25 protein-coding genes and 1 tRNA gene are annotated in these 24,605 nt (G+C 42.3%); 23 read left to right on the forward strand and 3 right to left on the reverse strand.

What is annotated here, in order from left to right:
- The first annotated feature begins 623 nt into the window (after positions 1 to 623).
- The 17 genes from G4Y78_RS10470 to nadA all read left to right on the forward strand — a co-directional run bounded on the left by G4Y78_RS10470 (position 624) and on the right by nadA (position 14,954).
- Positions 624 to 899: an FmdB family zinc ribbon protein gene (locus G4Y78_RS10470; RefSeq protein ID WP_163832975.1), complete on the forward strand. Its 276-nt coding sequence runs from the start codon at positions 624 to 626 to the stop codon at positions 897 to 899.
- A 134-nt stretch (positions 900 to 1,033) separates the two neighbouring features.
- Positions 1,034 to 2,806, forward strand: coding sequence for an aspartate--tRNA ligase (aspS, locus tag G4Y78_RS10475; RefSeq protein WP_163832976.1), 1,773 nt, complete (start codon positions 1,034 to 1,036; stop codon positions 2,804 to 2,806).
- A 110-nt stretch (positions 2,807 to 2,916) separates the two neighbouring features.
- Positions 2,917 to 3,654: a YebC/PmpR family DNA-binding transcriptional regulator gene (locus G4Y78_RS10480; protein ID WP_163832977.1), complete on the forward strand. Its 738-nt coding sequence runs from the start codon at positions 2,917 to 2,919 to the stop codon at positions 3,652 to 3,654.
- 405 nt (positions 3,655 to 4,059) lie between these two features.
- A complete protein-coding gene (ruvC, locus tag G4Y78_RS10485) occupies positions 4,060 to 4,578 on the forward strand; it encodes a crossover junction endodeoxyribonuclease RuvC (RefSeq protein WP_163832978.1) in 519 nt (172 codons plus the stop codon).
- An 83-nt stretch (positions 4,579 to 4,661) separates the two neighbouring features.
- Positions 4,662 to 5,267, forward strand: a complete 606-nt coding sequence (gene ruvA / locus G4Y78_RS10490; protein ID WP_163832979.1) for a Holliday junction branch migration protein RuvA — start codon at positions 4,662 to 4,664, stop codon at positions 5,265 to 5,267.
- Between the two features lie 140 nt (positions 5,268 to 5,407).
- Positions 5,408 to 6,418 carry a Holliday junction branch migration DNA helicase RuvB gene (ruvB, locus tag G4Y78_RS10495; protein WP_163832980.1) on the forward strand — a complete coding sequence of 337 codons (1,011 nt, stop codon included), beginning with the start codon at positions 5,408 to 5,410 and terminating at the stop codon, positions 6,416 to 6,418.
- Positions 6,419 to 6,558: 140 nt separating this feature from the next.
- A complete protein-coding gene (ybgC, locus tag G4Y78_RS10500) occupies positions 6,559 to 6,963 on the forward strand; it encodes a tol-pal system-associated acyl-CoA thioesterase (RefSeq protein WP_222937679.1) in 405 nt (134 codons plus the stop codon).
- A gap of 106 nt (positions 6,964 to 7,069) precedes the next feature.
- Positions 7,070 to 7,747, forward strand: a complete 678-nt coding sequence (gene tolQ / locus G4Y78_RS10505; protein ID WP_163836434.1) for a protein TolQ — start codon at positions 7,070 to 7,072, stop codon at positions 7,745 to 7,747.
- A 5-nt stretch (positions 7,748 to 7,752) separates the two neighbouring features.
- Positions 7,753 to 8,187 carry a protein TolR gene (gene tolR / locus G4Y78_RS10510; protein ID WP_163832982.1) on the forward strand — a complete coding sequence of 145 codons (435 nt, stop codon included), beginning with the start codon at positions 7,753 to 7,755 and terminating at the stop codon, positions 8,185 to 8,187.
- Between the two features lie 17 nt (positions 8,188 to 8,204).
- Positions 8,205 to 9,134 (forward strand): cell envelope integrity protein TolA, encoded by a 930-nt coding sequence (gene tolA, locus G4Y78_RS10515; protein ID WP_163832983.1) that lies wholly within the window; start codon positions 8,205 to 8,207, stop codon positions 9,132 to 9,134.
- A complete protein-coding gene (gene tolB, locus G4Y78_RS10520) occupies positions 9,131 to 10,423 on the forward strand; it encodes a Tol-Pal system beta propeller repeat protein TolB (RefSeq protein WP_329604957.1) in 1,293 nt (430 codons plus the stop codon). The genes tolA and tolB overlap by 4 nt, the downstream gene beginning before the upstream one ends.
- 67 nt (positions 10,424 to 10,490) lie before the next feature.
- On the forward strand, positions 10,491 to 11,000 hold the full coding sequence (gene pal, locus G4Y78_RS10525) for a peptidoglycan-associated lipoprotein Pal (protein ID WP_163832984.1): 510 nt from the start codon (positions 10,491 to 10,493) through the stop codon (positions 10,998 to 11,000).
- A 146-nt stretch (positions 11,001 to 11,146) separates the two neighbouring features.
- Positions 11,147 to 11,947 (forward strand): tol-pal system protein YbgF, encoded by an 801-nt coding sequence (ybgF, locus tag G4Y78_RS10530; protein ID WP_163832985.1) that lies wholly within the window; start codon positions 11,147 to 11,149, stop codon positions 11,945 to 11,947.
- A 208-nt stretch (positions 11,948 to 12,155) separates the two neighbouring features.
- On the forward strand, positions 12,156 to 12,806 hold the full coding sequence (gene queE, locus G4Y78_RS10535; RefSeq protein WP_163832986.1) for a 7-carboxy-7-deazaguanine synthase QueE: 651 nt from the start codon (positions 12,156 to 12,158) through the stop codon (positions 12,804 to 12,806).
- Between the two features lie 54 nt (positions 12,807 to 12,860).
- Entirely contained in the window at positions 12,861 to 13,598 is a 738-nt protein-coding gene (queC, locus tag G4Y78_RS10540; RefSeq protein ID WP_163832987.1) for a 7-cyano-7-deazaguanine synthase QueC, read from the forward strand.
- Between the two features lie 87 nt (positions 13,599 to 13,685).
- Positions 13,686 to 13,761: transfer RNA gene (locus G4Y78_RS10545), tRNA-Lys, on the forward strand.
- A gap of 131 nt (positions 13,762 to 13,892) precedes the next feature.
- Positions 13,893 to 14,954: a quinolinate synthase NadA gene (nadA, locus tag G4Y78_RS10550; protein WP_163832988.1), complete on the forward strand. Its 1,062-nt coding sequence runs from the start codon at positions 13,893 to 13,895 to the stop codon at positions 14,952 to 14,954.
- A 69-nt stretch (positions 14,955 to 15,023) separates the two neighbouring features.
- Here the strand turns inward: nadA and G4Y78_RS10555 are convergent, their stop codons facing one another.
- A complete protein-coding gene (locus G4Y78_RS10555) occupies positions 15,024 to 16,655 on the reverse strand; it encodes a M48 family metalloprotease (protein WP_222937680.1) in 1,632 nt (543 codons plus the stop codon).
- Positions 16,656 to 16,864: 209 nt separating this feature from the next.
- Here G4Y78_RS10555 and G4Y78_RS10560 point away from each other — a divergent pair, with 209 nt between their 5' ends.
- Complete coding sequence (locus G4Y78_RS10560) at positions 16,865 to 17,095, forward strand: sulfurtransferase TusA family protein (protein WP_163832989.1); 231 nt, start codon at positions 16,865 to 16,867, stop codon at positions 17,093 to 17,095.
- Positions 17,096 to 17,104: 9 nt separating this feature from the next.
- Positions 17,105 to 18,202, forward strand: a complete 1,098-nt coding sequence (locus tag G4Y78_RS10565) for an AI-2E family transporter (RefSeq protein WP_163832990.1) — start codon at positions 17,105 to 17,107, stop codon at positions 18,200 to 18,202.
- 80 nt (positions 18,203 to 18,282) lie between these two features.
- Here the strand turns inward: G4Y78_RS10565 and G4Y78_RS10570 are convergent, their stop codons facing one another.
- A complete protein-coding gene (locus G4Y78_RS10570) occupies positions 18,283 to 18,762 on the reverse strand; it encodes a peroxiredoxin (protein WP_163832991.1) in 480 nt (159 codons plus the stop codon).
- A 376-nt stretch (positions 18,763 to 19,138) separates the two neighbouring features.
- Here G4Y78_RS10570 and dapA point away from each other — a divergent pair, with 376 nt between their 5' ends.
- The 4 genes from dapA to G4Y78_RS10590 all read left to right on the forward strand — a co-directional run bounded on the left by dapA (position 19,139) and on the right by G4Y78_RS10590 (position 23,474).
- Positions 19,139 to 20,029 (forward strand): 4-hydroxy-tetrahydrodipicolinate synthase, encoded by an 891-nt coding sequence (gene dapA / locus G4Y78_RS10575; protein ID WP_163832992.1) that lies wholly within the window; start codon positions 19,139 to 19,141, stop codon positions 20,027 to 20,029.
- A 17-nt stretch (positions 20,030 to 20,046) separates the two neighbouring features.
- Positions 20,047 to 21,189 (forward strand): outer membrane protein assembly factor BamC, encoded by a 1,143-nt coding sequence (bamC, locus tag G4Y78_RS10580; RefSeq protein WP_163832993.1) that lies wholly within the window; start codon positions 20,047 to 20,049, stop codon positions 21,187 to 21,189.
- A gap of 166 nt (positions 21,190 to 21,355) precedes the next feature.
- Positions 21,356 to 22,072 carry a phosphoribosylaminoimidazolesuccinocarboxamide synthase gene (gene purC, locus G4Y78_RS10585; RefSeq protein WP_163832994.1) on the forward strand — a complete coding sequence of 239 codons (717 nt, stop codon included), beginning with the start codon at positions 21,356 to 21,358 and terminating at the stop codon, positions 22,070 to 22,072.
- A gap of 547 nt (positions 22,073 to 22,619) precedes the next feature.
- Entirely contained in the window at positions 22,620 to 23,474 is an 855-nt protein-coding gene (locus tag G4Y78_RS10590) for a tetratricopeptide repeat protein (RefSeq protein WP_163832995.1), read from the forward strand.
- Between the two features lie 64 nt (positions 23,475 to 23,538).
- On the opposite strand, the gene rdgC is transcribed toward G4Y78_RS10590, so the two are convergent.
- Positions 23,539 to 24,468: a recombination-associated protein RdgC gene (gene rdgC, locus G4Y78_RS10595; RefSeq protein WP_163832996.1), complete on the reverse strand. Its 930-nt coding sequence runs from the start codon at positions 24,466 to 24,468 to the stop codon at positions 23,539 to 23,541.
- Between the last annotated feature and the right edge of the window lie 137 nt (positions 24,469 to 24,605).

Below are 24,605 nucleotides of genomic sequence, written 5' to 3' on the forward strand. Positions count from 1 at the left end.
AACCTACTCCTAAGGTATTTGTGATTACCTATTCCTAAGGTTTTTCACTATCACCCCTCCTTGGAGGGGTGATAGTTTAGTTAATTGGTTAGCGCACAAGTTTTAGTATTAAGTGCATTATTATCAACTAAATGCACTGAGCAGATTGCTTGGTAAACTGCTCATTGATTTAGTAATTTTTAATTTAGGCTAAAAAATAAACAGTCCACCTTAATTTAATAGCTTAATTTTCAAGAATAATTATTAAAAAAATATTAAATTGGGTGCAAGTTGTTTTAATTTTTATGCATCTAATTCATAACTTAATGTAAAAAATCATATTTAACTACTGGTATAGGATATACCCAGTGTGCGCAATGAGTGGCTTTATTGCGCTTTTGGTTAATGTACAACACTTGCATCATGTTTGAATTAGTTATAGCAGTAGGTTTTGTGTTTGTAAAAATTAACTTCCGCTCTATAGGTGATTGAACAGTGTTCAGTTAGAAAGTTGTAGTGACGCTTTCCTTGAGTAGTTTTTCCTTTGTAGTGCTGCCCATTTCCTCTTTGGTTAGGCTATAATGGCGCTCTTTTGTGAGTTGATTGTAATGTAGGTTAAGTAGTTATGATGAGGATGGTCGTTTATGCCTATTTATGAGTACCTCTGTGACCAATGCGAGAATACCCATGAGGTCATTCAGAAAATTAGCGATGATCCACTAAAAACTTGCCCGCAGTGTGGTGAAGATGCGCTCAAAAAGCTACTGTCTGCCCCTGCTTTTCGGTTAAAAGGTTCTGGCTGGTATGAAACAGACTTTAAAACCGGTACTAAAAAGAACTTAGTGGACTCAGGTAGCAGCAAGTCAGCATCTACTGAGAAAAAAGCAACTTCAACTCCAGCAGCAACTGGAAGTAATTAAGTAACAAGCAACTGGTTGTTACTAATTAGTACGGTAAGCTGGTATTAAGCAAGAAAGCGCTTTACAAGTGCTAGCCACTAAACAAGTAGCTTTCTTGCTAATCCCACGAATAATTTGTAGATAGGGTATTACCAATGCGCAGCCATTATTGTGGCGAACTAAACACCTCGTTTATTGATCAAGAAGTAACTTTATGCGGCTGGGTGCATCGCCGTCGTGACCATGGCGGTGTCATTTTCCTGGATTTGCGTGACCGTAATGGCGTCACTCAAGTAGTATTTGATCCAGATACGCAAGATGCTTTTAATTTAGCTGATAAAGTACGTAATGAATTTGTTATCCAAGTAACTGGTCGGGTTAGGCATCGTCCTGAAGGTACTGTTAACCCTGATATGAAGACCGGTGAAGTTGAGGTGTTAGGTAGTGCCTTAGAAATCCTGAATACTGCGGCAACGCCTCCATTTCAGTTAGATGAACATGTTCAGGTGGGGGAAGATATTCGTTTGAAATATCGATACCTGGATTTGCGTCGCCCAGAAATGCTCGAAAAGCTACAAGTAAGAGCCAGGCTCACTTCTATTATTCGGCATTATCTTGAGTCGAACGGTTTTATGGATATTGAAACCCCTATTTTGACTCGTGCTACACCTGAAGGGGCTAGGGACTATCTGGTTCCCAGTCGTACCCATCCAGGCGAGTTTTTTGCGTTGCCTCAGTCACCACAACTGTTTAAGCAGTTACTGATGATGGCAGGGATGGATCGCTATTACCAGATTGCCAAATGTTTCCGTGACGAAGACTTAAGAGCTGATCGTCAGCCAGAATTTACCCAGGTGGATATTGAAACCTCTTTTATGGATGAATATGCCATTATGGGAATGGCAGAAGGTTTAGTACGTCAGGTGTTTGATGATTTGTTGGGTGTTCAGTTAGGTGACTTTCCAAGAATGACTTATCAGGAGGCCATGCAACGGTTTGGCAGTGATAAGCCAGATTTGCGGATTCCACTAGAGCTGGTTGATATCGATCAACTGGTTAAAGATGCAGAGTTTAAAGTATTTAATGGCCCTGCCAATGATGCGAAAGGCCGGGTTGTTGCACTTCGCTTACCCAATGGCGCTAACCTGCTGACTCGTAAGCAAATTGATGATTATGGTAAATATGTCGGTATCTATGGGGCTAAAGGGTTAGCCTGGATTAAAGTCAATGACCTCAGCCAAGGAGTGGAAGGGCTACAATCCCCCATAGTCAAGCATATCGAGTCACAAGTGATGGCGGTAATGGAAGCTGTAGGCGCTGAAAATGGCGATATTGTTTTCTTTGGTGCAGACAGAGCCAAAGTGGTTAACGAGGCGATGGGGGCATTACGATTAAAACTAGGTGAAGACTTAAATCTTTACACTAAAGAGTGGGCTCCGTTATGGGTGGTTGACTTCCCTATGTTCGAAGACGCCAGTGAAGGTAATTTAACACCACTACACCATCCATTTACTGCACCAGCATGCTCTGTTAAAGAGCTTCAAGAACACCCGGAACAAGCATTGTCCAGAGCTTATGATATGGTGTTGAACGGTTGTGAGCTTGGAGGTGGTTCAATTCGTATTCACCAACAAGATATGCAGCAAGTAGTGTTTAATATTTTGGGCATTAGTGAAGTGGAAGCTGAAGAGAAGTTTGGCTTTTTATTATCTGCTTTGAAATATGGTTGCCCACCGCATGGTGGTTTGGCGTTTGGTTTGGACCGTCTGGTGATGTTATTGACGGGTGCAAACTCGATTCGCGAAGTTATTGCTTTTCCTAAAACCCAAAGTGCTGCCTGTTTGTTAACAGATGCGCCAGGAGAAGTGGATAGTAAACAGCTTCGTGAGTTAAATATCAGACTCCGTAAGTCAACTGCTGCAGAATAATTATTTGAACAACATTTGAAGGGTTAGTTGGATACCAGCTAACCCTTTTTAACTCATTAGATTGAAGAAAAATCTATCTCTCTTAGATTTAATCTTAGCGAGGAAGAATTATGGCAGGTCATAGTAAGTGGGCCAATATTAAACACCGTAAAGCTGCTCAAGATGCCAAGCGGGGAAAGGTTTTTACTAAAATCATCCGGGAATTGGTTGTTGCAGCAAAGCAGGGTGGTCCAATACCTGAAGATAACCCTCGGCTGCGTGCAACAATGGATAAAGCACTGGCAGCCAATATGACCAGAGACACCATTGATCGAGCCATTGCTCGTGGTGCTGGTACCAATGAAGCTGACAACATGGAAGAGCTTACCTATGAAGGTTATGCCTCAGGTGGTGTGGCAGTGCTCGTTGAAGTGATGACGGATAATCGCAATAGAACTGTGGCAGAAGTGCGTCATGCTTTCAGTAAGCATGGTGGGAATCTTGGTACTGATGGTTCGGTTGCTTATTTATTTTCAAAAAAAGGGCAGTTCAGTTTTGCTCCTGGTACTGATGAAGAACAATTAATGGAAGTCAGTCTTGAGTCTGGTGCTGAGGATGTGATTGCCAATGATGATGGGTCAACTGATGTTATTACTGATCCTTCTGATTTTGGCCAGGTTAAAGATGCTTTAGTCGCTGCAGGTTTGGAGCCTGCTAATGCTGAAGTGACAATGATTGCTTCTACTATGGCGGAACTTGATAATGAACAAGCAGAAAAAGTTATCAAGTTGATTGATCGGTTAGAAGATCTGGACGACGTGCAAAATGTTTATACTAATGCAGACTTCCCTGCAGAGGCATTGGAATAACGGGTATATCTTTGCTTTTTGAATATTTGAAGTAGATCAATAGACTACGATTATTTATTCAGCGGCCACTAACAGTCTAGTGGCCGTTCTTGTTTTTGAATCCATTAAGCTTGATAGTTGCTAAGCAACTAACCACCAACCTAATAACATTAGCAAAAACAGTAAGCCAACTGTGGCTGATATTTTGAGTAGTAACCAGGATGATTCCATCTTTATTTTACTTATTGTCAGTTACAGTATAAGCCTACGCTTAAAATGGCATGTAAGGTACAGGTTTTTAGTAACTAACGTTGCTACTTTGTAACTGTCTAGCCATTACTCTGTAAGAGGTGGCTCAAAATAAAATTGGCTTCAAGTTATGTATAAGTGTACAGTGTTATTAAAATAGCCTTTTTTTAACGTAATATGAGCCTTATTCTTGGTATTGACCCCGGTTCGAGAGTAACTGGGTATGGCATAATCAATCAGTTGGGTAGTCGTTGTGAATATGTGACCAGTGGCTGTATTCGCACCAGTGGTGAGCTGCTTCCAGAAAGGCTATCGCAAATCTTTCAAGGTATTTCCACTATTATTGAACAGTTTGCTCCACAGCAAGTGGGGGTGGAGCAAGTGTTTATGGCTCGAAATGCTGATTCAGCATTAAAGTTAGGGCAGGCGAGAGGTGCTGCTATAGTGGCTGCAGTTAACCATGCCTTGCCAGTATCTGAATATTCAGCACGACAAATTAAACAGTCTGTGGTTGGTAAAGGTAGTGCAGAAAAAAGTCAGGTGCAGCATATGGTACAACAGTTGTTGTGCTTGAATCGTTGTCCACCCAGTGATGCTGCAGATGCGCTGGCGGTTGCTCTCTGTCATGCCCATACCCAGCAAGGCTTGATTAAAATTGTCGGCGCTCGTAGTGTCCGTCGGCGTCGAATCCGTTAGTAGGGCATCTAAATGCTTGCTCCACATCTGTTAAGGCTGGATACATTAATAGTGTACGAAATAGTCAATGAGAATATTGAGTAATGATTGGTCGAATTAACGGGATTTTACTGGAAAAGCAACCACCGCACTTGTTGATTGATGTCCAAGGGGTGGCTTATGAAGTAGATGCACCCATGACAACGTTTTATCAGTTGCCAGAAGTCGGGCAGTCTGTCGTGCTTCATACTCACTTTGTAGTAAGAGAAGATGCTCAACAGTTGTATGGTTTTGCTGCCAGGCAGGAAAGAGAGTTATTTCGGATACTGATTAAAGTGAATGGCGTAGGGCCTAAGCTGGCTCTCACTATATTGTCTGGTATGAGTTCTGAAAGTTTTGTGCGAACGGTTCAGGATAATGACGTTGCAAGCTTGGTTAAACTGCCTGGGGTTGGCAAAAAAACAGCTGAACGTTTGCTGGTTGAGATGCGTGATAAGTTGGCAAGTTGGCTGCCTGCTGATGCAGATGTGACTTCAAATACTAGTCAACAAATCTCAATACCGGCTGCCAGTCATTTGGATGATGCGATTAGTGCATTGGTAGCATTGGGCTATAAACCTCAGCAAGCGGCTAAAACAATCAAAGCGCTCCCCGACCAGGAGTTGCCCCGTGAAGAATTAATTCGTCAAGCGTTAAAAGCGATGGTTTAACAGCTCATTTATTACAATAAAGCAGCATGTGACAATATTAAGTTGTAATAAACTGGGCGAGAATCGCTTTAGTAAAAGACTTTATTAGTAAAAAGTAGCGGCGAACCAGCTAGGCTGACAAAACAGGTAACCTATAGACGATGATTGAAGCTGATCGTTTAATCACTACTACTTCAAACCCTATAGAAGAAAAGCAAGATCGTGCGATTCGCCCGAAAAGTTTGGCAGACTATATCGGCCAAGCGTCTGTGCGTGAGCAAATGAGTATATTTATCGAAGCGGCTAAAAGGCGTAGCGAGGCGTTGGATCATACCCTGATTTTTGGGCCACCAGGGCTGGGAAAAACCACCTTAGCCAATATTTTGGCTAACGAAATGGGGGGGCAAATAAAAACTACCTCAGGGCCAGTGCTAGAAAAAGCGGGAGACTTAGCTGCTATGCTCACCAATTTGGAGGCAGGTGATGTGTTATTTGTCGATGAAATTCATCGCTTAAGCCCTGTGGTTGAAGAAGTCTTATACCCTGCAATGGAAGACTATCAGCTGGATATTATGATTGGCGAAGGACCTGCAGCACGTTCTATTAAGCTTGATTTGCCTCCTTTTACTTTAGTTGGTGCTACGACCCGTGCAGGTTTGTTGACCTCTCCTTTACGCGACCGTTTTGGTATTGTTCAGCGGTTGGAATTTTACTCTGTAGAACATTTAGCCATTATTGTTCAGCGTTCTTCAAGGATACTGGGCGTATCCCTTGAAGAAGCAGGGGCAATAGAGATTGCCAAACGATCGCGAGGTACACCGCGAATAGCTAATCGTTTATTAAGGCGAGTGAGGGATTTTGCAGAAGTAAAAGGAACTGGCGTGATTACCCAGCAGATTGCTGATCAGGCTTTAAGTATGCTTGATGTTGATAGTCAAGGCTTTGATCAGATGGATAGACGACTGTTGCTGGCTATGATTGAAAAGTTTTCTGGTGGCCCGGTAGGTGTGGATAGTTTGGCAGCTGCCATTAGTGAGGAGAGGGATACTATTGAAGATGTACTGGAGCCCTATTTAATTCAACAAGGTTTTATTATGCGCACGCCAAGAGGTCGAGTGGTTACCGAACGGGCCTATCTTCACTTCGGGCTTTCAGTGCCCGAGCAGTCTTGATCTAGCTGCTTGCTGATCAACTCAATAAAATGCTCCAGCCCTATTTTTGAAAACACTATGAATCTTGTATGATTTGCTAGTACTGCGCTTCTGTTTATAGGGTGTGGCTCTCGTTGGATTTTTATTTGAGGAAACCGTGTGTGAATAATTTTGCTATTCACTGTCGAGTATATTATGAGGACACTGATGCTGGTGGAATTGTTTATTACGTAAACTATTTGAAGTTTATGGAGCGGGCGCGTACTGACTTATTGCGTAGCCTAGATATTGAGCAGCACTCGCTTCTCGAACAAAATGTGATGTTTGTTGTCCATAGTTCATCAATAAACTATCGCAGCCCAGCTAGGTTGGATGATGAATTAAAAGTGACAGCAGTTGTAAAAAAGATGACAAAAGTAGCTATTATTTTTATACAACAAGTAGTTAATTGTCGGACAAATACATTGTGCTGTGAAGCTGAAGTAAAAGTGGCCTGTGTGTCGCCAATTAATATGAGGCCAACAATGATTCCAACCAGTTTGCAACAAAAAATACAATTACTCTAGGTAATTTCACGAAAACATGTAAAGAGAGGTGGTATGATCGGCCTTTCGCCTGGTGAGGCTGTGTCACCGTACATAAAATAGCTTGAGGGTAAGTATTGTGGCAGAAATGTCAATTTGGTCCTTAATTGCCGGCGCCAGCTGGATTGTACAACTAGTGATGTTGGTACTACTCATGGCATCTATTGTGTCATGGGTCATGATTTTACAACGTGGTTTTTTATTGTCGAATACCAAGCGAAGTGCAATTGCCTTTGAAGATCGGTTCTGGTCAGGTATGGATTTAAGTAAATTATTTCGCCAAGTTACCAATGAACCTGATCCTGATAATGGTATGGAGCATTTGTTTAGAGCAGGCTTTAAAGAGTTTACTCGACTACGTCAGGACTCTAATGCTGATCCTGATGCAGTAATGGAAGGTACTCAGCGTGCCATGCGAGTGGCGCTGGCAAGAGAGCAAGAGCGCTTAGAGCAAAATCTTCCCTTCCTTGCAACGGTAGGCTCAATTAGTCCTTATATTGGGCTATTTGGTACAGTTATTGGGATTATGAACTCATTCCGAGGTTTAGCCAACCAAACCCAAGCAACTTTAGCAACGGTGGCGCCAGGTATTTCAGAAGCATTGGTTGCAACAGCAATGGGGCTATTAGCTGCTATCCCTGCAGTGGTTGCATACAACAAATATTCTGCAAAGGTAGATCAGTTATTAAATAGCTATGACACTTTTTCTGATGAGTTTTCCAGTATTTTACATCGCAAAGTACACACCCGATCTAGGCAGGGATAACCATAATGGCTGTTAAACGTATTCGGCGAAAGCCGATGTCTGAAATCAACGTAGTGCCTTATATTGATGTGATGTTGGTGCTTTTGATTGTGTTTATGGTGGCTGCTCCTATGTTAACGCAGGGTGTGAATGTGGATTTGCCTAAGACAGATGCAAAGCCTCTTGATGTTAAGGAGGATGAAGAAGCAATTGTTGTGTCGGTTAAACCCGATGGTACTTATTATATCAATATTGGTAAGGACCAGGAGCAAGCTGTTTCCTTAGAAAAAATACAAAAGCAAGTTGCCAAAATAATGAAGGTTAAACCTAACCGCTTAGTGTTAATCAAAGGTGATCAGCAGGTTGACTATGGCACAGTGGTTCAAGCCATGGCTGCTTTACAAGCAGCTGGTGTGCCTAATGTTGGCTTGATTACAGATCCTCAAGAACAAACTGGTTAAATTAAGAAGTTATTGTTGTGAGATTGCCTAACGGTTATACCTTACCTGCTACGATAGCTATTGTGCTTCATATTACTGCTATATTAGCTGTAGTAAATATTTGGCAGAAAGAGCATCAGCCGCCTATTAAAGCAACACCGGATTATGTGAAGGCAAAATTGATTGCCTTAAAACCTGCTGCCAATAAACCAGCCACAGCTAAAAAGCCACCTGCACAAAAGCCTCCTCAGCCTGATAAAGACAAACTGGCTGAACAAAAAGCAAAAGAAGCAGCCAAAAGAAAAGCGGAAGCAGAAAAGCAAAAGCACATTCAGCAAGAAAAAGAGCGTAAAGCTCAACAAGCTAAGCTGAAAAAACAGCAGGAAGAAAAAGCTCGAAAAGCTAAATTAAAGCAGGAAAAACTGAAAAAGCAAAAGGAAGAGCAAGCGCGGAAAGCCCGTGAAGCAAGATTAAAAGAAGAAAAATTAAAGAAACAGCGTGAAGAAAAAGCAAAAAGGGAAAGAGAAGCGCGGTTAAAACGTGAGCGTGAAGAGAAACAACGTAAGCAACAAGAAGTAGCTAAAAAAGCCCAAGAAGCTGAACTAGCCGCTTTGTTGGCAGAGGAAGAAGAAGCTGAAGAAAATGCCCGTATTGCTGCAACACAAGCTGAAAAAGTTACAGCAATTGTAGGAGTGATAACTCAGACAGTACAAAACTACTGGAGTCGACCTCCTACTGCTCGAAGAGGAATGCAGGTGGTTCTACAAATTCAGATGGTGCCAACAGGTGAGGTGATTAATGTCACAGTCACTCAGTCCAGTGGAGATAGTACATTTGACCGAGCAGCTGTTCGTGCAGTAGAGAAGGCAGGGCGCTTCCCTGAAGTACGGCAGGTGAATTCTGCAACTTTTGAAAGAGACTTTCGTACTATGAGATTTGTTTTTAGACCGGAGGATTTAACAGGGTGATAGGACGACATATAAAAGCTGTATTTGCAGCGCTGCTATTTGTATGTGTGGGGCAAACTGCTTGGGCAGGTTTGACCATCGAAATTACTCAAGGTAATGACAGTGCTGTGCCTATTGCGGTGGTGCCATTTGGTGGTGATACTCCCCCTCACGATGTTGCTGAAATAATTGGTGCTGATTTAAAGCGTAGTGGTTTATTTGAGCCCTTTGCACCTGGCAACATGCTGAGTTTGCCACAGAAAAAAGAAGATGTGGTTTATAGTGATTGGCGTAAGTCTGGAGTGGACTACCTGGTTATTGGAAACGTGAAGAAAGAAGGGAGTCAATATAAGGCAACTTTTGTCTTATATGATGTGATTAAACAAAAACAAATGTTGGAGCATAGCTATGCAAGCTCTAATCACAGAAAAGTGGCTCATCGCATTAGTGACGATATATACGAAAAACTAACTGGTAAGCCTGGAGCATTTGATACCAAGATTTTATATGTTACTTCCACGCGTGCGGCTGCTAATAAAATCAGATATAAGTTGAATTATGCTGACTCTGATGGTTTTGGCGCAAAAACTATTTTAAATTCTTCAGAGCCAATTCTATCACCTTCTTGGTCACCTGATGCTAAAAAAGTTGCCTATGTTAATTTCAGCAAAGGCCGTCCAGGTATTTATATTCAGGATATTTATCAGGGCAAACGCCAGCGTATGACTGCATTTAAAGGACTAAATAGTGCACCGGCCTGGTCACCTGATGGGCGCAAATTAGCCATGGTGTTATCAAAAGGGGGTAACCCAGACATCTATGTTATGGATGTTGCTACCCGCAAGCTTAATCAAGTAACACGGCATTTTGCCATTGATACTGAGCCCAGCTGGATGCCTGATGGACAACATTTGGTGTTTACTTCTAACCGTGGTGGTGCACCGCAAATTTATCAGGCTAATGTGCAAACAGGTGCAGCTAAACGGCTGACGTTTGAAGGAAAATATAATGCCAGAGCTCGTGTTTTTCCGGATGGAAAATCCATTGCCATGGTGCATAAAGGGGAAGGTATTGCCCAATTTAACATTGCTGTTTTAGAGCTGGATTCTGGTAGATTAAGGTTATTGACCTCAACTCCTCTTGATGAGTCGCCTAGTGTGGCACCCAATGGTTCAATGCTAATTTATGCTACCCAGCAGCGAGGTCGCGGGGTATTGGCTGCGGTTTCTGCGGATGGTGCTGTGAAGTTAACCCTGCCATCATCTGAAGGAGATGTAAGAGAACCAGCCTGGTCACCTATTAATAAATAAGCGTGAAAGTGCTGATAATTTCTGATATTTTACGTCGCCAATAAAAGATATAAAACAGGAGTTGGATATGCAATTGGTTAAACTTGGTAAGGTTGTTCTGCTTGCTTCTTCTGTCGTATGGCTAGCAGCTTGTTCCTCTACAGGTGGTAAAGGTACAGGCACTACTGACACAATAGAAGATGCATCAACAGCGGGTATTACCACTGACGGTATTGAGGGTGGGGGAGATTCCTCACAAGCGGCGTTACTTGATAAAAACATATTTTTATTTGAGTTTGATGATTCAAAAATCAGCCCAGATGACTATGCTGCACTTGATGCCCATGCTGGTGCATTAGTTGCTGATAGTAATAAATCAATTACTATTCAAGGCCATACTGATGAGCGCGGCACTCGTGAATATAATTTAGCATTAGGTGAGCGTCGAGCTAACGCGATTAAAAAGTACTTGGTTATCAAAGGCGTTTCACCCTCTCAAATAGAATCAACGAGTTATGGTGAAGAGCAGCCAGTTGCTTTTGGGCATGATGAAGGCTCTTGGTCGCAAAACCGTCGTGCAATTATTATCACTAATTAAGTTAGTTGTAGTAATAAAAATGCAGTGATTGAATCCTGCATTTTTTTAGAGTAAGAGAGTTGCCAGTTGGTGTACTTATTATCGAAGGCTCTTTTACTTTTAAATTATCTGATAAGGTATAAGTTGGCACGGCTAAGGGGATATTGATGATAAAGCCAAAAGTAAATCACTTAACCCTAACAGGTTGTTTGCTTGGGGCCGCATTAGTATGTGGGTTATCCTCTGCATTGGCTGAAGTGCCAGTCGTTAGCTCAACCCCCGTTGGCAAAAAACAGCAAGACAGTCAACGGGGTGCCAGCCGAAACTCAGCCGCTGGACTGTTTTTTCAACTGGAAGCTTTACAGCAGGAAGTTCAGACGCTGCGAGGCTTGGTTGAAGAGCAAAATCATATCATTCAACGAATGAGACAAGAGCAAAAAGATCGTTACTTAGATCTTGATCGTCGTGTTTCTCAGCTGTCAGGTGGTGCTGTTTCAACTTCAACGGCATCTACTGTTAGTAATACTGCTGCTGATAGCCAGCTGAATCAAACAGTAGGTAGTGATAATCAAGATCAAGCCAGTGCTCAAGCCGATATTGAAAAAGAAGCTTATAAAGATGCTTTTAATTTAGTACGACAAAGGCAGTATGATAAAGCAAAAGCTGCTTTTTCCGCATTACTAAAGCAGTTTCCCCAGGGTAAATATGCTGCAAATGCCCACTATTGGCTGGGTGAGATTTATTTTACCAGCCAGTCTCTTGATCAAGCCAAATCGGAATTTGAGCAGATTATTAGCCAGTTTCCATCTAGTCGAAAAGCCCCAGATGCTATTTATAAGTTAGGTCGAGTACTTTATCAGCAAGGGCAAACAGACAAAGCAAAATCAATGCTAAGTCGAGTGACCAAAGACTACCCGAATTCGTCTGCTGCTAGGTTAGCGAGTGCATTGCTGCAAACTATGCGCTAGCAAGTTTCTAGTATCCGCTTTCTGAGCAGAGTGATTGCTTAACTGCTATTACTCTGTCCTTCATGTGTAAACAATTGTTTTTGCTTGCTGGGCTATGCCGCTATCAGTTATGATTGCCCGCTTTGTCAAACCAGAGTTGGCTAGTCAAGTATTTTGGGGTTTTTCCGTACATACTTGGTCTAGTGAGTGAGGTCAAATAGCTGGCAGTATGAGCGAGCTCAAGGTACGCATTTCTGAAATTTTTTATTCGCTTCAAGGTGAAACCAAAACCATTGGTCTGCCTACTGTATTTGTCAGGCTAACTGGTTGCCCTTTGCGTTGTGGTTATTGTGACACTGCTTATGCCTTTAATGGTGGAGAAGTGATGACGGTGGCAAGTGTAGTAGCAGAAGTTGCTAAGTATCAGCCTCGTTATGTCACTGTCACTGGTGGAGAACCACTAGCGCAGCGAAATTGCTTTAGTTTATTGACTGAACTGGCAAAGCGAGGCTATGAAGTGTCGCTAGAAACCAGTGGTGCACTTGATATTGCCCCTGTGGATCCACGAGTTGTTAAAGTGATGGATTTGAAAGCGCCCAGTTCAGGTGAAATGCATCGTAATCGCTATGAAAATATTCAGTGGCTATTGCCTCATGATCAAGTGAAGTTTGTAGTAGCCAATCGAGCTGATTTCGAGTGGGCTGCTTTTAAACTGGCAGAATATGATTTGCCCGCAAAAGTGTCTGAGGTGCTATTTTCTCCTGTTTATGGTGAATTGAGTCCAACAAAACTCGCCGAGTGGATTTTGGCAGATAATCTTCCTGTTCGAATGCAAATTCAGCTTCATAAGTACCTTTGGAATGACGAACCTGGGCATTAAGCTCCTCTCAGATTAATCAACCAGGATTTTTGATTAAGGTTTTTAGTATTAAGTATGGAACAGTCAAAACGCACAGTAGCAACAGAAAAAGAACAAGTTTCAAAGTCAGAGCAGTCAAAAAAAGCAGTTATACTGTTGTCTGGTGGCTTGGATTCGACGACAGTACTGGCGATGGCAAAAGCCCAGGGATATACCTGTTATGCCATGAGCTTTGACTATGGTCAGCGCCATCGTGCTGAGCTGGTAGCAGCAAAGCGAGTAGCTGATGCTCTGGGTGCTAAAGAACACCGAGTAATGACGTTAAATTTTGGTGAACTTGGTGGCTCCGCATTGACAGATGAGTCAATCGATGTACCTGAAGAGCTATCTGAAGGTATTCCTGTTACCTATGTACCTGCACGAAATACAGTATTTTTGTCCCTTGCATTAGGATGGGCAGAAATTGTGGGTGCGTATGACATATTTATTGGTGTGAATGCCATTGACTATTCGGGCTACCCTGATTGTCGCCCTGAGTTTATTGAAGCCTTTGAAAGGCTTGCCAATCTAGCCACTAAAGTGGGTGTTGAAGGGCAGTCATTTAAGATTCAAACGCCACTGAAAGATATGAGTAAGGCTGATATTATCCGTTGTGGCACTGAGCTAGGCATTGATTACCGCATGACAGTTTCCTGTTATCAGGCTAATACACAAGGCCAAGCATGTGGTGTTTGTGATAGTTGTCGACTGCGTGAGAAAGGCTTTGTCGATGCTGGTTTAGTAGATGCTACTGTTTACCTTGGTAGTGATTAACTACTTTTAGTTTCGGCTGGGCTGTCATTATTTTTTAAAAATGACTTGATGTGACAGCTCAGTTCTGTATTATACCCGCCCGTAGAAGGGTCGTTAGCTCAGTTGGTAGAGCAGTTGGCTTTTAACCAATTGGTCGCTGGTTCGAGTCCAGCACGACCCACCATTTCAACCTACCTGGTTATTCTCTTCCTTTCTTACCGCAATGATTCTCGCCAAATTGCACATGTGGTAAAATTGCAGCAACATAGCGATTAAAGCAGAAATGCATCCTTAACTTGTCATTAGCAAACTGAGATGACTGTGATAAATAGCCGTGAATTAGTGCAGCAACACTTAGCCAGCGAAACAACTATGCCAGAGATAAGTGGTGCTGAGAAAAGCCACTATATAAACAAAATTAAGAAACTGCTCCAACAACAGGATGCAGTACTGGTCGCTCATTATTACACCGATGAAGTGATTCAAGCCTTGGCTGAAGAAACCGGTGGCTGTGTTGCAGACTCACTTGAAATGGCTCGATTTGGCAATCATCACCCTGCATCAACTTTAGTTGTTGCAGGGGTTCGTTTTATGGGGGAAACGGCGAAGATTTTGACGCCAGAAAAGCGTGTCATTATGCCGACCTTAGAGGCAACCTGTTCCTTGGATATTGGTTGCCCCATTGATGAGTTTTCTGCATTCTGTGATCAACACTCTGACCGAAAAGTGGTGGTTTATGCCAATACCTCTGCAGCAGTTAAAGCTCGGGCCGACTGGGTAGTTACTTCAAGTATCGCGCTGGAAATTGTTGAGCACTTAATTGATGAAGGCGAAAAGCTGATTTGGGCGCCTGATAAGCACCTTGGTGGTTATATTCAAAAGCAGACGGGGGCGGATATGGTGCTATGGGACAGTGCCTGTATCGTTCATGAAGAATTTAAAGCCAAAGGCATTTTGGATCTAAAACAGATTTATCCAGATGCTGCTATTCTGGTGCACCCAGAGTCTCCTGCTAGTGTGGTGGAAATGGCTGATGTAGTAGGCTCAACCAGTCAGCTAATCAAAGCCTCTCAAACCCTGCCAAACCCTACATTTATTGTGGCAACTGACCGAGGTATTTTTTATAAAATGCGCCAGTTGACACCTAATAAGTCTTTTATTGAAGCGCCGACTGCGGGAGCTAGTGCTACCTGTCGTAGTTGTGCGCATTGTCCTTGGATGGCGATGAATCAGCTGGAAAACCTGGCAACATCCCTTGAACAAGGCACTAATATAATCGAGATAGATGCGGACTTAGCTGAAAAAGCAATGGTACCGCTGAGACGGATGCTGGATTTTGCTGCTGACTTGAAGCTAAAGGTCAAAGGAAACGCATAAATAAATAAGGCAGAAAAGGTGCATCCTTACATAAAATTGAAGGATGCATTCATTAGTACTAGTAAAGGCTTAGAGCTTAAAACTTAAATTTTTATAGTCCTTCATATCTTTAATCCGCTGCTTGAGCTTTGCTGTGGTGGCAAAGCTCTTCTGACTGAGCTTTAAAGCATATTCTAAATGCTCAATGGCCTTATCAACCGCACCATTTAAAAAGAAGTACTCTGCTCGTGACTGGTGCAAGCCAGCAATGTTTTTGGCCAACCCTTGGGTTTCTGCTAATAGGTACCAAATATCTGGGTCAGTAGGGCGCTGCTTGGCTAATTTCCTTAAAACTTTTTCCGCAGACTGGTATTGCTTACTGCCCATGAATGCTTCTGCTTGAGTGTAACTGAGTGCAAAATCATTGATATGATAGCGTAGCGCAGAGGCGAGTTGCTGCTCAGCATGTTTATATTGTTGGTTGGTAATGTCAATGTTGCTTTTCAACAGAATGTAATGAGGGTTGTCGGGCTGCTGCTTTAATAATGGGGCTAATGCGGCAGATGCACTTTTAGTGTCTCCTGCTTTGTTGTAAGCCAAAGCTAATCCATACTGATAAGCAAAAGCTAAACTGGAAGCGCCACTTTTTATTTTGGCTTTGAAACGCTTGGCTGCGAGTTGTGGTGTCTGGGCATAATGTAGCTCGACTTTAGCCCGCATTAGATAATAGCTAGAGCTATCTTTTGAAGACCTTTTGGGGTATTGCTCTGCTCGGCTTTTGGTATCAGCAATTCGGTTTTCGGTCACGGGGTGAGTCAGCAAAAATTCTGGTGGCTTGCGTCCAGCAAATCGTTGTGCGCGGTTCATTTGTTCAAACATCGCGGCCATTGAGCGAGGGTCCATGCCTGCTTTAACCAGATTTTGAATGCCAATACGGTCTGCTTCTTGCTCATGCTGGCGGCTATAGCTTAAGCGGTTTTGTAAGGCTGCTGCATGGGTAGAAGCAATTGCCGCTAAACCGGCATCTCCACCACCAGCGGCTAACAGTACAACACTGGCTAAGGTTGCAGCCAACATAGGGACTCGTTGCCGTTTAGCATTTTCAATGCTGCGGGCAAAGTGACGTTGGCTTAAGTGAGCAAGTTCATGTGCCAGTACTGAAGCAAATTGCTGCTCTGTTTCTGCATAGAGGAATAACCCTGCATTGATTCCAATTATTCCTCCAGGTACGGCAAAGGCATTGAGCTCAGGGCTATCAACAACTACGATCTCCAGGCGGCGGTCTTGTACTTGGCTGGTTTCTACAAGGCGGTAAATTAAGCTTTCTACATAGGCCTTCAGTTCTGGGTCGCTAATGGTTTTAACTTGGCTACGTAAGTTTTGCAGCCAGGCTCGACCAAGCTGATGTTCTTTTTCTGGAGACACCACACTGGAAGTGGAGTCTCCCAAGCTGGGTAAGCCATCATTGGCATAACTGGCTGGGAAGTAATTAAGCAAAAATGCGAAACAACAAGCAAGAATAGGGAGTCTGCGTGTAGACATAGCTATTTTCTTTAGATTAATAGGAAACCGAAAAATGTAAGGTACCCTTGTTATTAGTCGTGAATGTTGACCGTGAGTTTGGCGAATTAAGCTCGCTGTGCCATCATGGTTTGGCAAATATTTTTGCATCGCTAAGTGATTAAAGCCTTTCCTATCACAATATTCAGCGTTAGCGCTCATAGGATCCTTGCCATTATTAACGAGCTGCTACTATTGCGCAAATGGTTAATTCTCTAAATAATGACTAGTCCAGCAGAAGTGTGCCTCGCAGCTAATGACTTAGCGGTCTAATAAACGCTATTTAGCTAATAGGGTGCAGCACTCGTAATCGTCTTGGGCATTAAAAATGCCGAAAGAGTTCCCTGCCAATCTAAGAGGATAGTTGATTAATGGTAACTATTGATCGTGAACTCAATGCTACTGGTTTGCGTTGCCCATTGCCACTACTTAAAGCTAAGCAGTTATTGGCTAGCATGGAAAGTGGACAAGTGTTGTGTGTCAAAGCAACAGACCAAGGTTCAGTGGCTGATTTCAAAGCTTATTGTGAGCTAAGCGGTCACAAGTTGTTGTCTTCTTCTCAGGAAGCTGAAGTTTATATTCATATTCTACAAAAAGCCTAGGAGCAACTAATGCTAAAAGTCTTTAAAGGTTGGTTAGCGCGTTACTTTTCTGACGAAGAAGCCATCCTGCTAACTCTGCTGCTCGTGATTGGCTTTGCAATTATTTTAACCATGGGGAGCATCCTGGCCCCTGTACTAGCAAGTGTTGTGTTGGCATTTTTATTACAAGGTTTGGTCGCTTTTCTTGAGCGCAAGTCTATAAAGCATATCTGGTCGGTTAATATTGTTTTCTTAATATTTCTTACCCTTTTCATTGTTATTTTATTTGTATTGCTACCGTTGGTATGGGATCAAGTAACTAACTTGGTGAATGAGCTGCCAAGAATGTTGCAAAAGGGGCGCAAGCTGTTGCTTCTCTTGCCGCAGCAATACCCTGACTTTATTTCCCCTGAACAAGTGAACCTGTGGATTAGTGAGGCTAGTCAGCAGCTTGGGGAGTTGGGGCAAAAAGTATTGTCATTCTCTTTAACTCTACTCCCTAACTTTGTTGGTTTACTGATTTACCTTATTTTAGTGCCTATTTTAGTTTTCTTTTTCTTAAAGGATCGAGAGTTACTGCTTAACTGGTTTACTTCTCTGCTACCCAGTAATCGTCCACTAATGAAGCAAGTGTCAGATGAAATGAATGACCAAATTGCTAACTATGTACGTGGCAAAGTCATTGAAATTTTTATTGTAGGGGCAGTGACATATGTTGTATTTGCTTTTTTAGGGGTGAACTACGCTGCATTATTAGGCTTATTGGTTGGGCTTTCAGTGATTGTTCCTTATATCGGGGCAGCGGTGGTGACTATTCCTGTAGCACTCATAGGTTTTTTTCAATGGGGGTGGGGGAATGATTTTATTATCTTAATGGTGGCTTATGGCATTATTCAGGCGTTGGATGGTAATGTGCTGGTTCCACTACTGTTTTCTGAAGCAGTTAACTTACACCCGGTGGCTATTATTGTCGCAGTCTTAATGTTTGGTGGTTTATGGGGCTTTTGGGGAGTGTTTTTTGCCATTCCCCTCGCGACATTGTTGAAGGCGCTTATGTCTGCATGGCCCCGCCATCAGGATCAAAATAATGGCGATATCCAGACTGATAGTGAAACAGATACGGTCTGAAGTTTGGTAGATGTTTAATTAGGCCGTGTTAACAGAGGCTGCTGCTATCACGGCTTTATACTACTCAAGCTTAATAACCACTAGTCTTGTATTTGATTTAGTGCATTCGCCGCATTGAGTACTTCTTGGACATGGCCTGCAACTGACACTTTGCGCCATTCTTTGTGTAAATACCCTTTTTTATCAATTAAAAAAGTGCTGCGCTCAATACCTAACACTTGTTTCCCATACATATTTTTGAGCTTGATAACATCAAAGAGTTTACATAGTTCTTCATCAGTATCAGAAATGAGCTCGAAGGGAAAGTTTTGATTGGCCTTAAAGTTTTCATGAGATTTCAAGCTATCTCTGGAAACACCAAAAATGACGGTTTTGGCTGCTTTAAACTCTTCATAATAATCACGAAAATCTTGTCCTTCGGTGGTACAGCCAGGTGTGCTGTCCTTGGGGTAAAAGTACAGTACAAGATTGTAACCTTGCAGGGCAGAGAGCAGCACATCTTTATTGCTAGTGGCGTTGGCCCTAAAATCTGAAACAGGTTGTCCTAAAGCAACTGTCATAACAAGTCCTTATCTTGTCGGTTGATTCAGTCGTATATATTGCGTGTTTAGCATGCAATTGCACTCAATAAAGCTGATGCAACTGGTTAGATGATGAAATTGGTTATGTTGCTGAAAGTTATGACTCAGTCATTACTTAAGTAAATTATGCAATGAGTATTTTAGCTGCTCAACAAGTTAACCAGGTTTGTTTATTGACTAATGTTTGAAGCATACACCGAGCCTGTCGTTTTATACAGCTTTCAGGTGAAGCTTTTCTCATTCTACTGGACTTGAAGTTTGCAGGTGATTTTTTCTTGTAGGAAATGGCCTAATCCCTTGTGCTTGCTTGTTGGGGTCAGTAACATTAGCCCAGTTTAAACCACGGAGTCACCCAATGATTACAGGCAGCATAGTTGCTTTGGTTACTCCAATGTATCCCAATGGCGAACTAGATTGGGAAGCATTGGATCAACTTGTTGAGTTTCACTTAGCAGAAGGTACTGATGCTATTGTGGCGGTCGGAACCTCAGGGGAGTCAGCTACCCTGTCAGTAGCAGAGCATTGCCAAGTGATTAAGCGAGTGGTTGCTCAAGTAAGAGGGAAGATTCCGGTTATAGCAGGTACAGGTGCAAATTCTACGGCAGAAGCGGTAGTGTTGACCCAAGAGGCAAAAGCGGCTGGGGCTGATGCTTGTCTATTAGTGACGCCTTATTACAACAAGCCAACTCAAGAAGGCTTGTATCAGCACTTTGCTCATATTGCGAAAGCAGTGGATATTCCTCAGTTGTTGTATAATGTACCTGGCCGTACGGCTGTGGATATGCTGCCTGAAACTGTGGCTAGGTTAGCAACTGTAACCAATATTATTGGTATTAAAGAAGCGACAGGTGACTTAGCGAGAGCACAATCTATTGTAGATCAGTGTCCAGATGACTTTGTACTGTTATCAGGTGATGATGCAACTGCCGTAGAGTTAATATTGCTGGGTGGTAAGGGAAATATTTCTGTCACTGCCAATGTAGCTCCCAAACAAATGGCAGAGCTATGTCGACTGGCTAATGCTGGTCAGTCTGAACAAGCAAGAGCACTGAATAATCAACTGATGTCATTGCACCAAGCGCTGTTTTTAGAGTCTAACCCCATTCCAGTGAAGTGGGCCCTGTCTGCGTTAGGCAAAATTCAATCAGGGATCCGCTTGCCACTTACTGAGCTTTCTTCAGAGTTTCATGAGCCATTAAAGTTGGCAATGGAGCAAGTTGGCTTAGTCAGTCAGTCAAGAGTGTAGTGGGAGGTTTGTTGTTCATGGCTAGAGTTTTTCAAGGACTAACCAAACCACTGTCGTTGCTGCTAGCGACAGCAACTTTGTCAGCTTGTGGCATTTTTGGTGATGGTGGTTATATTCGGGATCGCTCCAACGACTACTTAAAAGCAAAGACATATCCACGACTTAATATACCAGATGAACTGAATGCGAGACCAGCAGAAGGTGTAATGGTAGTACCTAATATCAGGGCTGCTGGGAAGCCACCGAAAGAATTTACCCTGCCAAGGCCCGAGAGAGTTGTTGTGCGTGCCGATACAAATGATTTTCGTATTGAAAAATCTGGCACATTACGTTGGCTAGTGACGGATAAGCCTAAGCGAGAAGTGTGGCCCTTGCTGGTTGAGTTTTGGAAAGATAGTAAAGTGCCCTTAGCGATTGCTGATCAAGCAGCGGGGGTTATTGAAACTGACTGGATTCACCCAAAAGCCTATAGCGAGCAAGATGTTGTTGGCCAGTTTATTTTAGGTGTGATAGGTGACGAAGATGAAGAGCTAGCAACAGACAAGTTCAAACTGACTGCTGTTGATGGTGAAATAGCAGGTGAAACTCGCTATTTTCTCCAGCATGTTCGGGAAGCACACGAGGCTGTAGAAGAGGGTAAACAGGTGCCTTGGGATAAGCTAGCCAAGAGGACGGATTCTATTTCAGCTGGTATGTTGAATGAGCTACTGCTGTATTTAACTCGTGCTGCTAAAACCTCAGTGGCTTTAGTTGACCAGAACCAGCCAATTAATGATCGTGCTTTTATTGAGCAAGATGGTAATGGCAATCCTATTTTATTAATTAAAACTGGATTTGGTTTAGCTTGGACTTCAGTTGCTGATGCTTTAAAAGCTGCCAATGTGAAAGTAACAGATAAAAACCGAACGGCTGGTTTGTTTTATATTGCGTTGGATGCGGAGCATCAGCCAGTACCAGAAAAAGAAGAAGGCTTTTTCTCAGGTATTCTAGGTGATGATGAGGGCAAGGGGGCAGCAGCTGAAGAGCAGGAGTCCTACCAGATTCGTCTTACTCTGTTTAATGATGAAGTCCAAATTTCTGTGGAGCGAAATATAAATGCCGTTGCTCCAGTTGATGTGAGCAAGCAGCTTTTGCAGCTAATAAAAGAGAATCTTGGTTAATCGGTTTATATCATTTTTAACTCCGGCTAAAGCCGGAGTTTTTGTTTGTTATTAAAATCTTAGAATGCTCCTGTCGGCTATAGATAATGATATTGATTGGTCTATAGTAACAGGGTGCACTATAATCCATAGGCTTTTTTTGGGGTTTAAATGGGTGGAGTTGATAATGGAAAAGCGTGAAGAGTTGTATAAAGGTAAGGCTAAATCTGTTTATACAACTGATGACCCTGATCGTTTAATTCTTTATTTTCGTAATGATACCTCTGCATTCGATGGTAAAAAAACTGCACAGCTAGACCGTAAAGGTATGGTCAATAATAAGTTTAATTCCTTTATTATGCAGAAGCTGGAAGAGGCTGGCATCCCTACTCAAATGGATCGCCTGTTATCAGACCAGGAGTCGTTGGTTAAGCGTTTGGATATGGTGCCAGTAGAATGTGTAGTGCGAAATATTTCTGCAGGTAGTATCTGCCGTCGTCTTGGTGTGCAAGAGGGGCTAGATCTTAATCCTCCTACTTTTGAGTTTTTCCTGAAGAACGATGAGCTGGGTGATCCAATGATCAATGAGTATCATATTGAGTCATTTGGTTGGGCTAAAGCAGAGCATATTGAAGTGATGAAAGAGCTGACCTTTAAGGTGAATGATGTGCTGAAAGCACTGTTTGCTGATGCTGGGTTACTCTTAGTTGATTATAAGCTGGAGTTTGGCTTGTACAAGGGGCAAGTTGTGTTAGGTGATGAGTTTACTCCAGATGGCTGCCGATTGTGGGATAAAGACACCCGTGAAAAGCTGGATAAAGACCGTTTTAGGCAAGGGCTTGGTGGGGTGGTTGAAGCTTATGAGGCTGTTGGTCTGCGATTAGGTATTGACTTTGATAGTTAATCAGAATTTTTATCAATTTTGAAAACAACAAAAAGCCAGCAGTTGCTGGTTTTTTGTTGTTTAGAGGTTTAGCTAGAGAGCTGCGGCTAATAGTATCTTGCAAATAAAACGTGTTTGTAGCATGTACCACAAAGTGCTGTGTATAAGTATTAGTTAATTGAAGTAGCCAATAAGTGACTTATAAGGCATTGCTGAGTGCTTGTTGAACAGTTAAATTTTTGCTCAATAATAAAGAGTAACCTATTGAAAATTAAGTACAAATATAGCTGTGCTGAAAAAGTATGCAAACTGTTAAAGAGATAGTATAGACAAGTGATAGCGCTGGATCTTGGTTGTTGATCCACAAGGTTATCCACAGATTCTGTGGGTAAAGATGACAATTTTATGATTTGGCTAAAGTTTGATGACGGTGGTACTTAGTTATTGGGACGTGCTGAGTGAAAGGCAGTTATTAGCTGATAATTAAAGACAATCAGGCTGAAGCGAGCTGGTTTTTTTATTAACATGATAGTCAGTGTTGAATAAAACTAAATTTAAGGTGAAAGGTATGTCTGATAACCCTCATATTATTGAGGTCACAACCCAGACTTTCCAGTCTGATGTTTTAGAAAAATCCCAGGAAGTGCCTGTATTAATTGATGTATGGGCTGACTGGTGTCAACCCTGCAAAGCGCAGCTACCAATTTTGGAAAAGTTGGCTACTGAATATCAAGGTAAATTTATTGTTGCTAAAATCGATGCAGATAAAGAACCTGCTTTGGCACAACATTTAGGCGTGCGCAGTCTTCCTTCTTTGAAGTTGATCTTTCAAGGTCAGTTGCTAAAAGATTTTGTAGGTTTGCAGCAGGAATCAGAATTACGTGAAGTACTGGATGAAGTAACTATGAGTCCAGCTGATCGAATTAAACAACAAATTGATCAGCTGCTTGAAGCGGGTGAAGATCAACAAGCATTGGACTTATTACAGCAAACTTTACAGCAGGAGCCGAATAATCACAGTTTGCGGGTAATGATGACGAATATCTTGTTGCATCAAGGGCGAATTGATGATGCTAAGCAGGTGATGGCGACGATTCCTGAGGAGACGCCAGGGCTTGCTCAGCCAAAAGCAAAACTGGGTTTTTATGAAATGGCGGCGGAGCTGCCCAAACGTGAAGCACTAGAGAAGTCACTTAGTGAAGATCAGGAAAATTTAAGCTTAATTTATCAGCTAGCAATACGTCAGGTGTTGGATGATGAATATGAAGCAGCATTAATTGCACTGATGACAACTTTACGTAAAGATCGTCAGTTTGAGGAAGGTGCGGCGCAAAAGTTAATGATCCAGATATTTGATTTGTTAGGAGCTGGGCATCCTCTTGCCAAACAATTTAGGCGTCAGCTGTTTAGTTTATTGCATTAATTGGAATTTAATAGGGGCTGTTGTTTTGTTAGTAGCCCCTGATTTTACCAGTTATGCCATTTTTTTAAGCAGCTATACCAGGCTGAGGTGAGGATGAGTCTTCGCCACCCAGTGCGCTGGTTAAATCTTGCACTAATCTAATTAATGAATCAGTCATTAACATAAAGTCAGCATCAAATTGCAGTGCTTTATCTTCGTGATCTTCTGCTTGCTCCATTAATAACTCAGTGTACTTTATACGTTTAACTGTTAAATCATCACTGAGAACAAAGTGGATTTGATCACGCCAGGTAAGGGCAAGTTTGTTAACTTTTTTACCTGTGTTTAAATGACCCTCAACTTCTTCGCTGGTAAGGTCTAGCTGTTTACAGCGGATAATGCCACCCTCTTCACTAGGCTCTCGTAGCTCACACTCATCGCCAATAATGAAACTATCAGGAAAGCTCTCTGAAAGGGTAAGCCAGGCTGTCATTTGATCAGCAGGTGTGTGTTTGGTAGCAAATGGGGTAATCGGCAGGCTACCTACGCAGTGGCGCAAGTGACTGGTAAATTCTTCAGCTTTTTTACTGCTTCCTGCATTAATAATCAGTAGCTTTTGGGCTGTAGCAAGAAAACCAAAGCTAAAATTAGATCGAGTAAATGCTTTGGGTAATAGCTCAGCAATAGTGTCGTCTTTAATTGACTCCCGCTCTTTCCGTGTGACTTTGCGGTTTTGTTCTTCCTCTATCACTTCAACTTTTTCTGCAACAAACTCATTAATAACAGCTGCTGGTAATAAGCGTTCTTCCTTTTTTAATGAGAGTAAGCAATTTCCCTGGTTAATATGGACCAGTTGATCACTGTTTTTACCTAAAGGTGATGTCCAACCCAGGCTAAAGGGTTGCATTTTTCCGCAAGGCTTAAAGCGCCCTTGTTCAAGAAGTGACTCTAGGCTGGACTCATCAATTGAAAAGTCATCAGATAACCGATAAATAAATAGATTTTTAAACCACATTATGAGCTCTATCAGTATTGGAGGGGCCGCTATCTTAACAAAGTGGTAAATAACCGAATAGTTCAGATTGTTAACCTAAGCTAAAGAAACAGTGATGTTTAAAAAATGATTTGATTTTTTGGTCGAAATTTATTCGA

It is taken from the genome of Spartinivicinus ruber (genome assembly GCF_011009015.1).
GTDB classification, from domain to species: domain Bacteria; phylum Pseudomonadota; class Gammaproteobacteria; order Pseudomonadales; family Zooshikellaceae; genus Spartinivicinus; species Spartinivicinus ruber.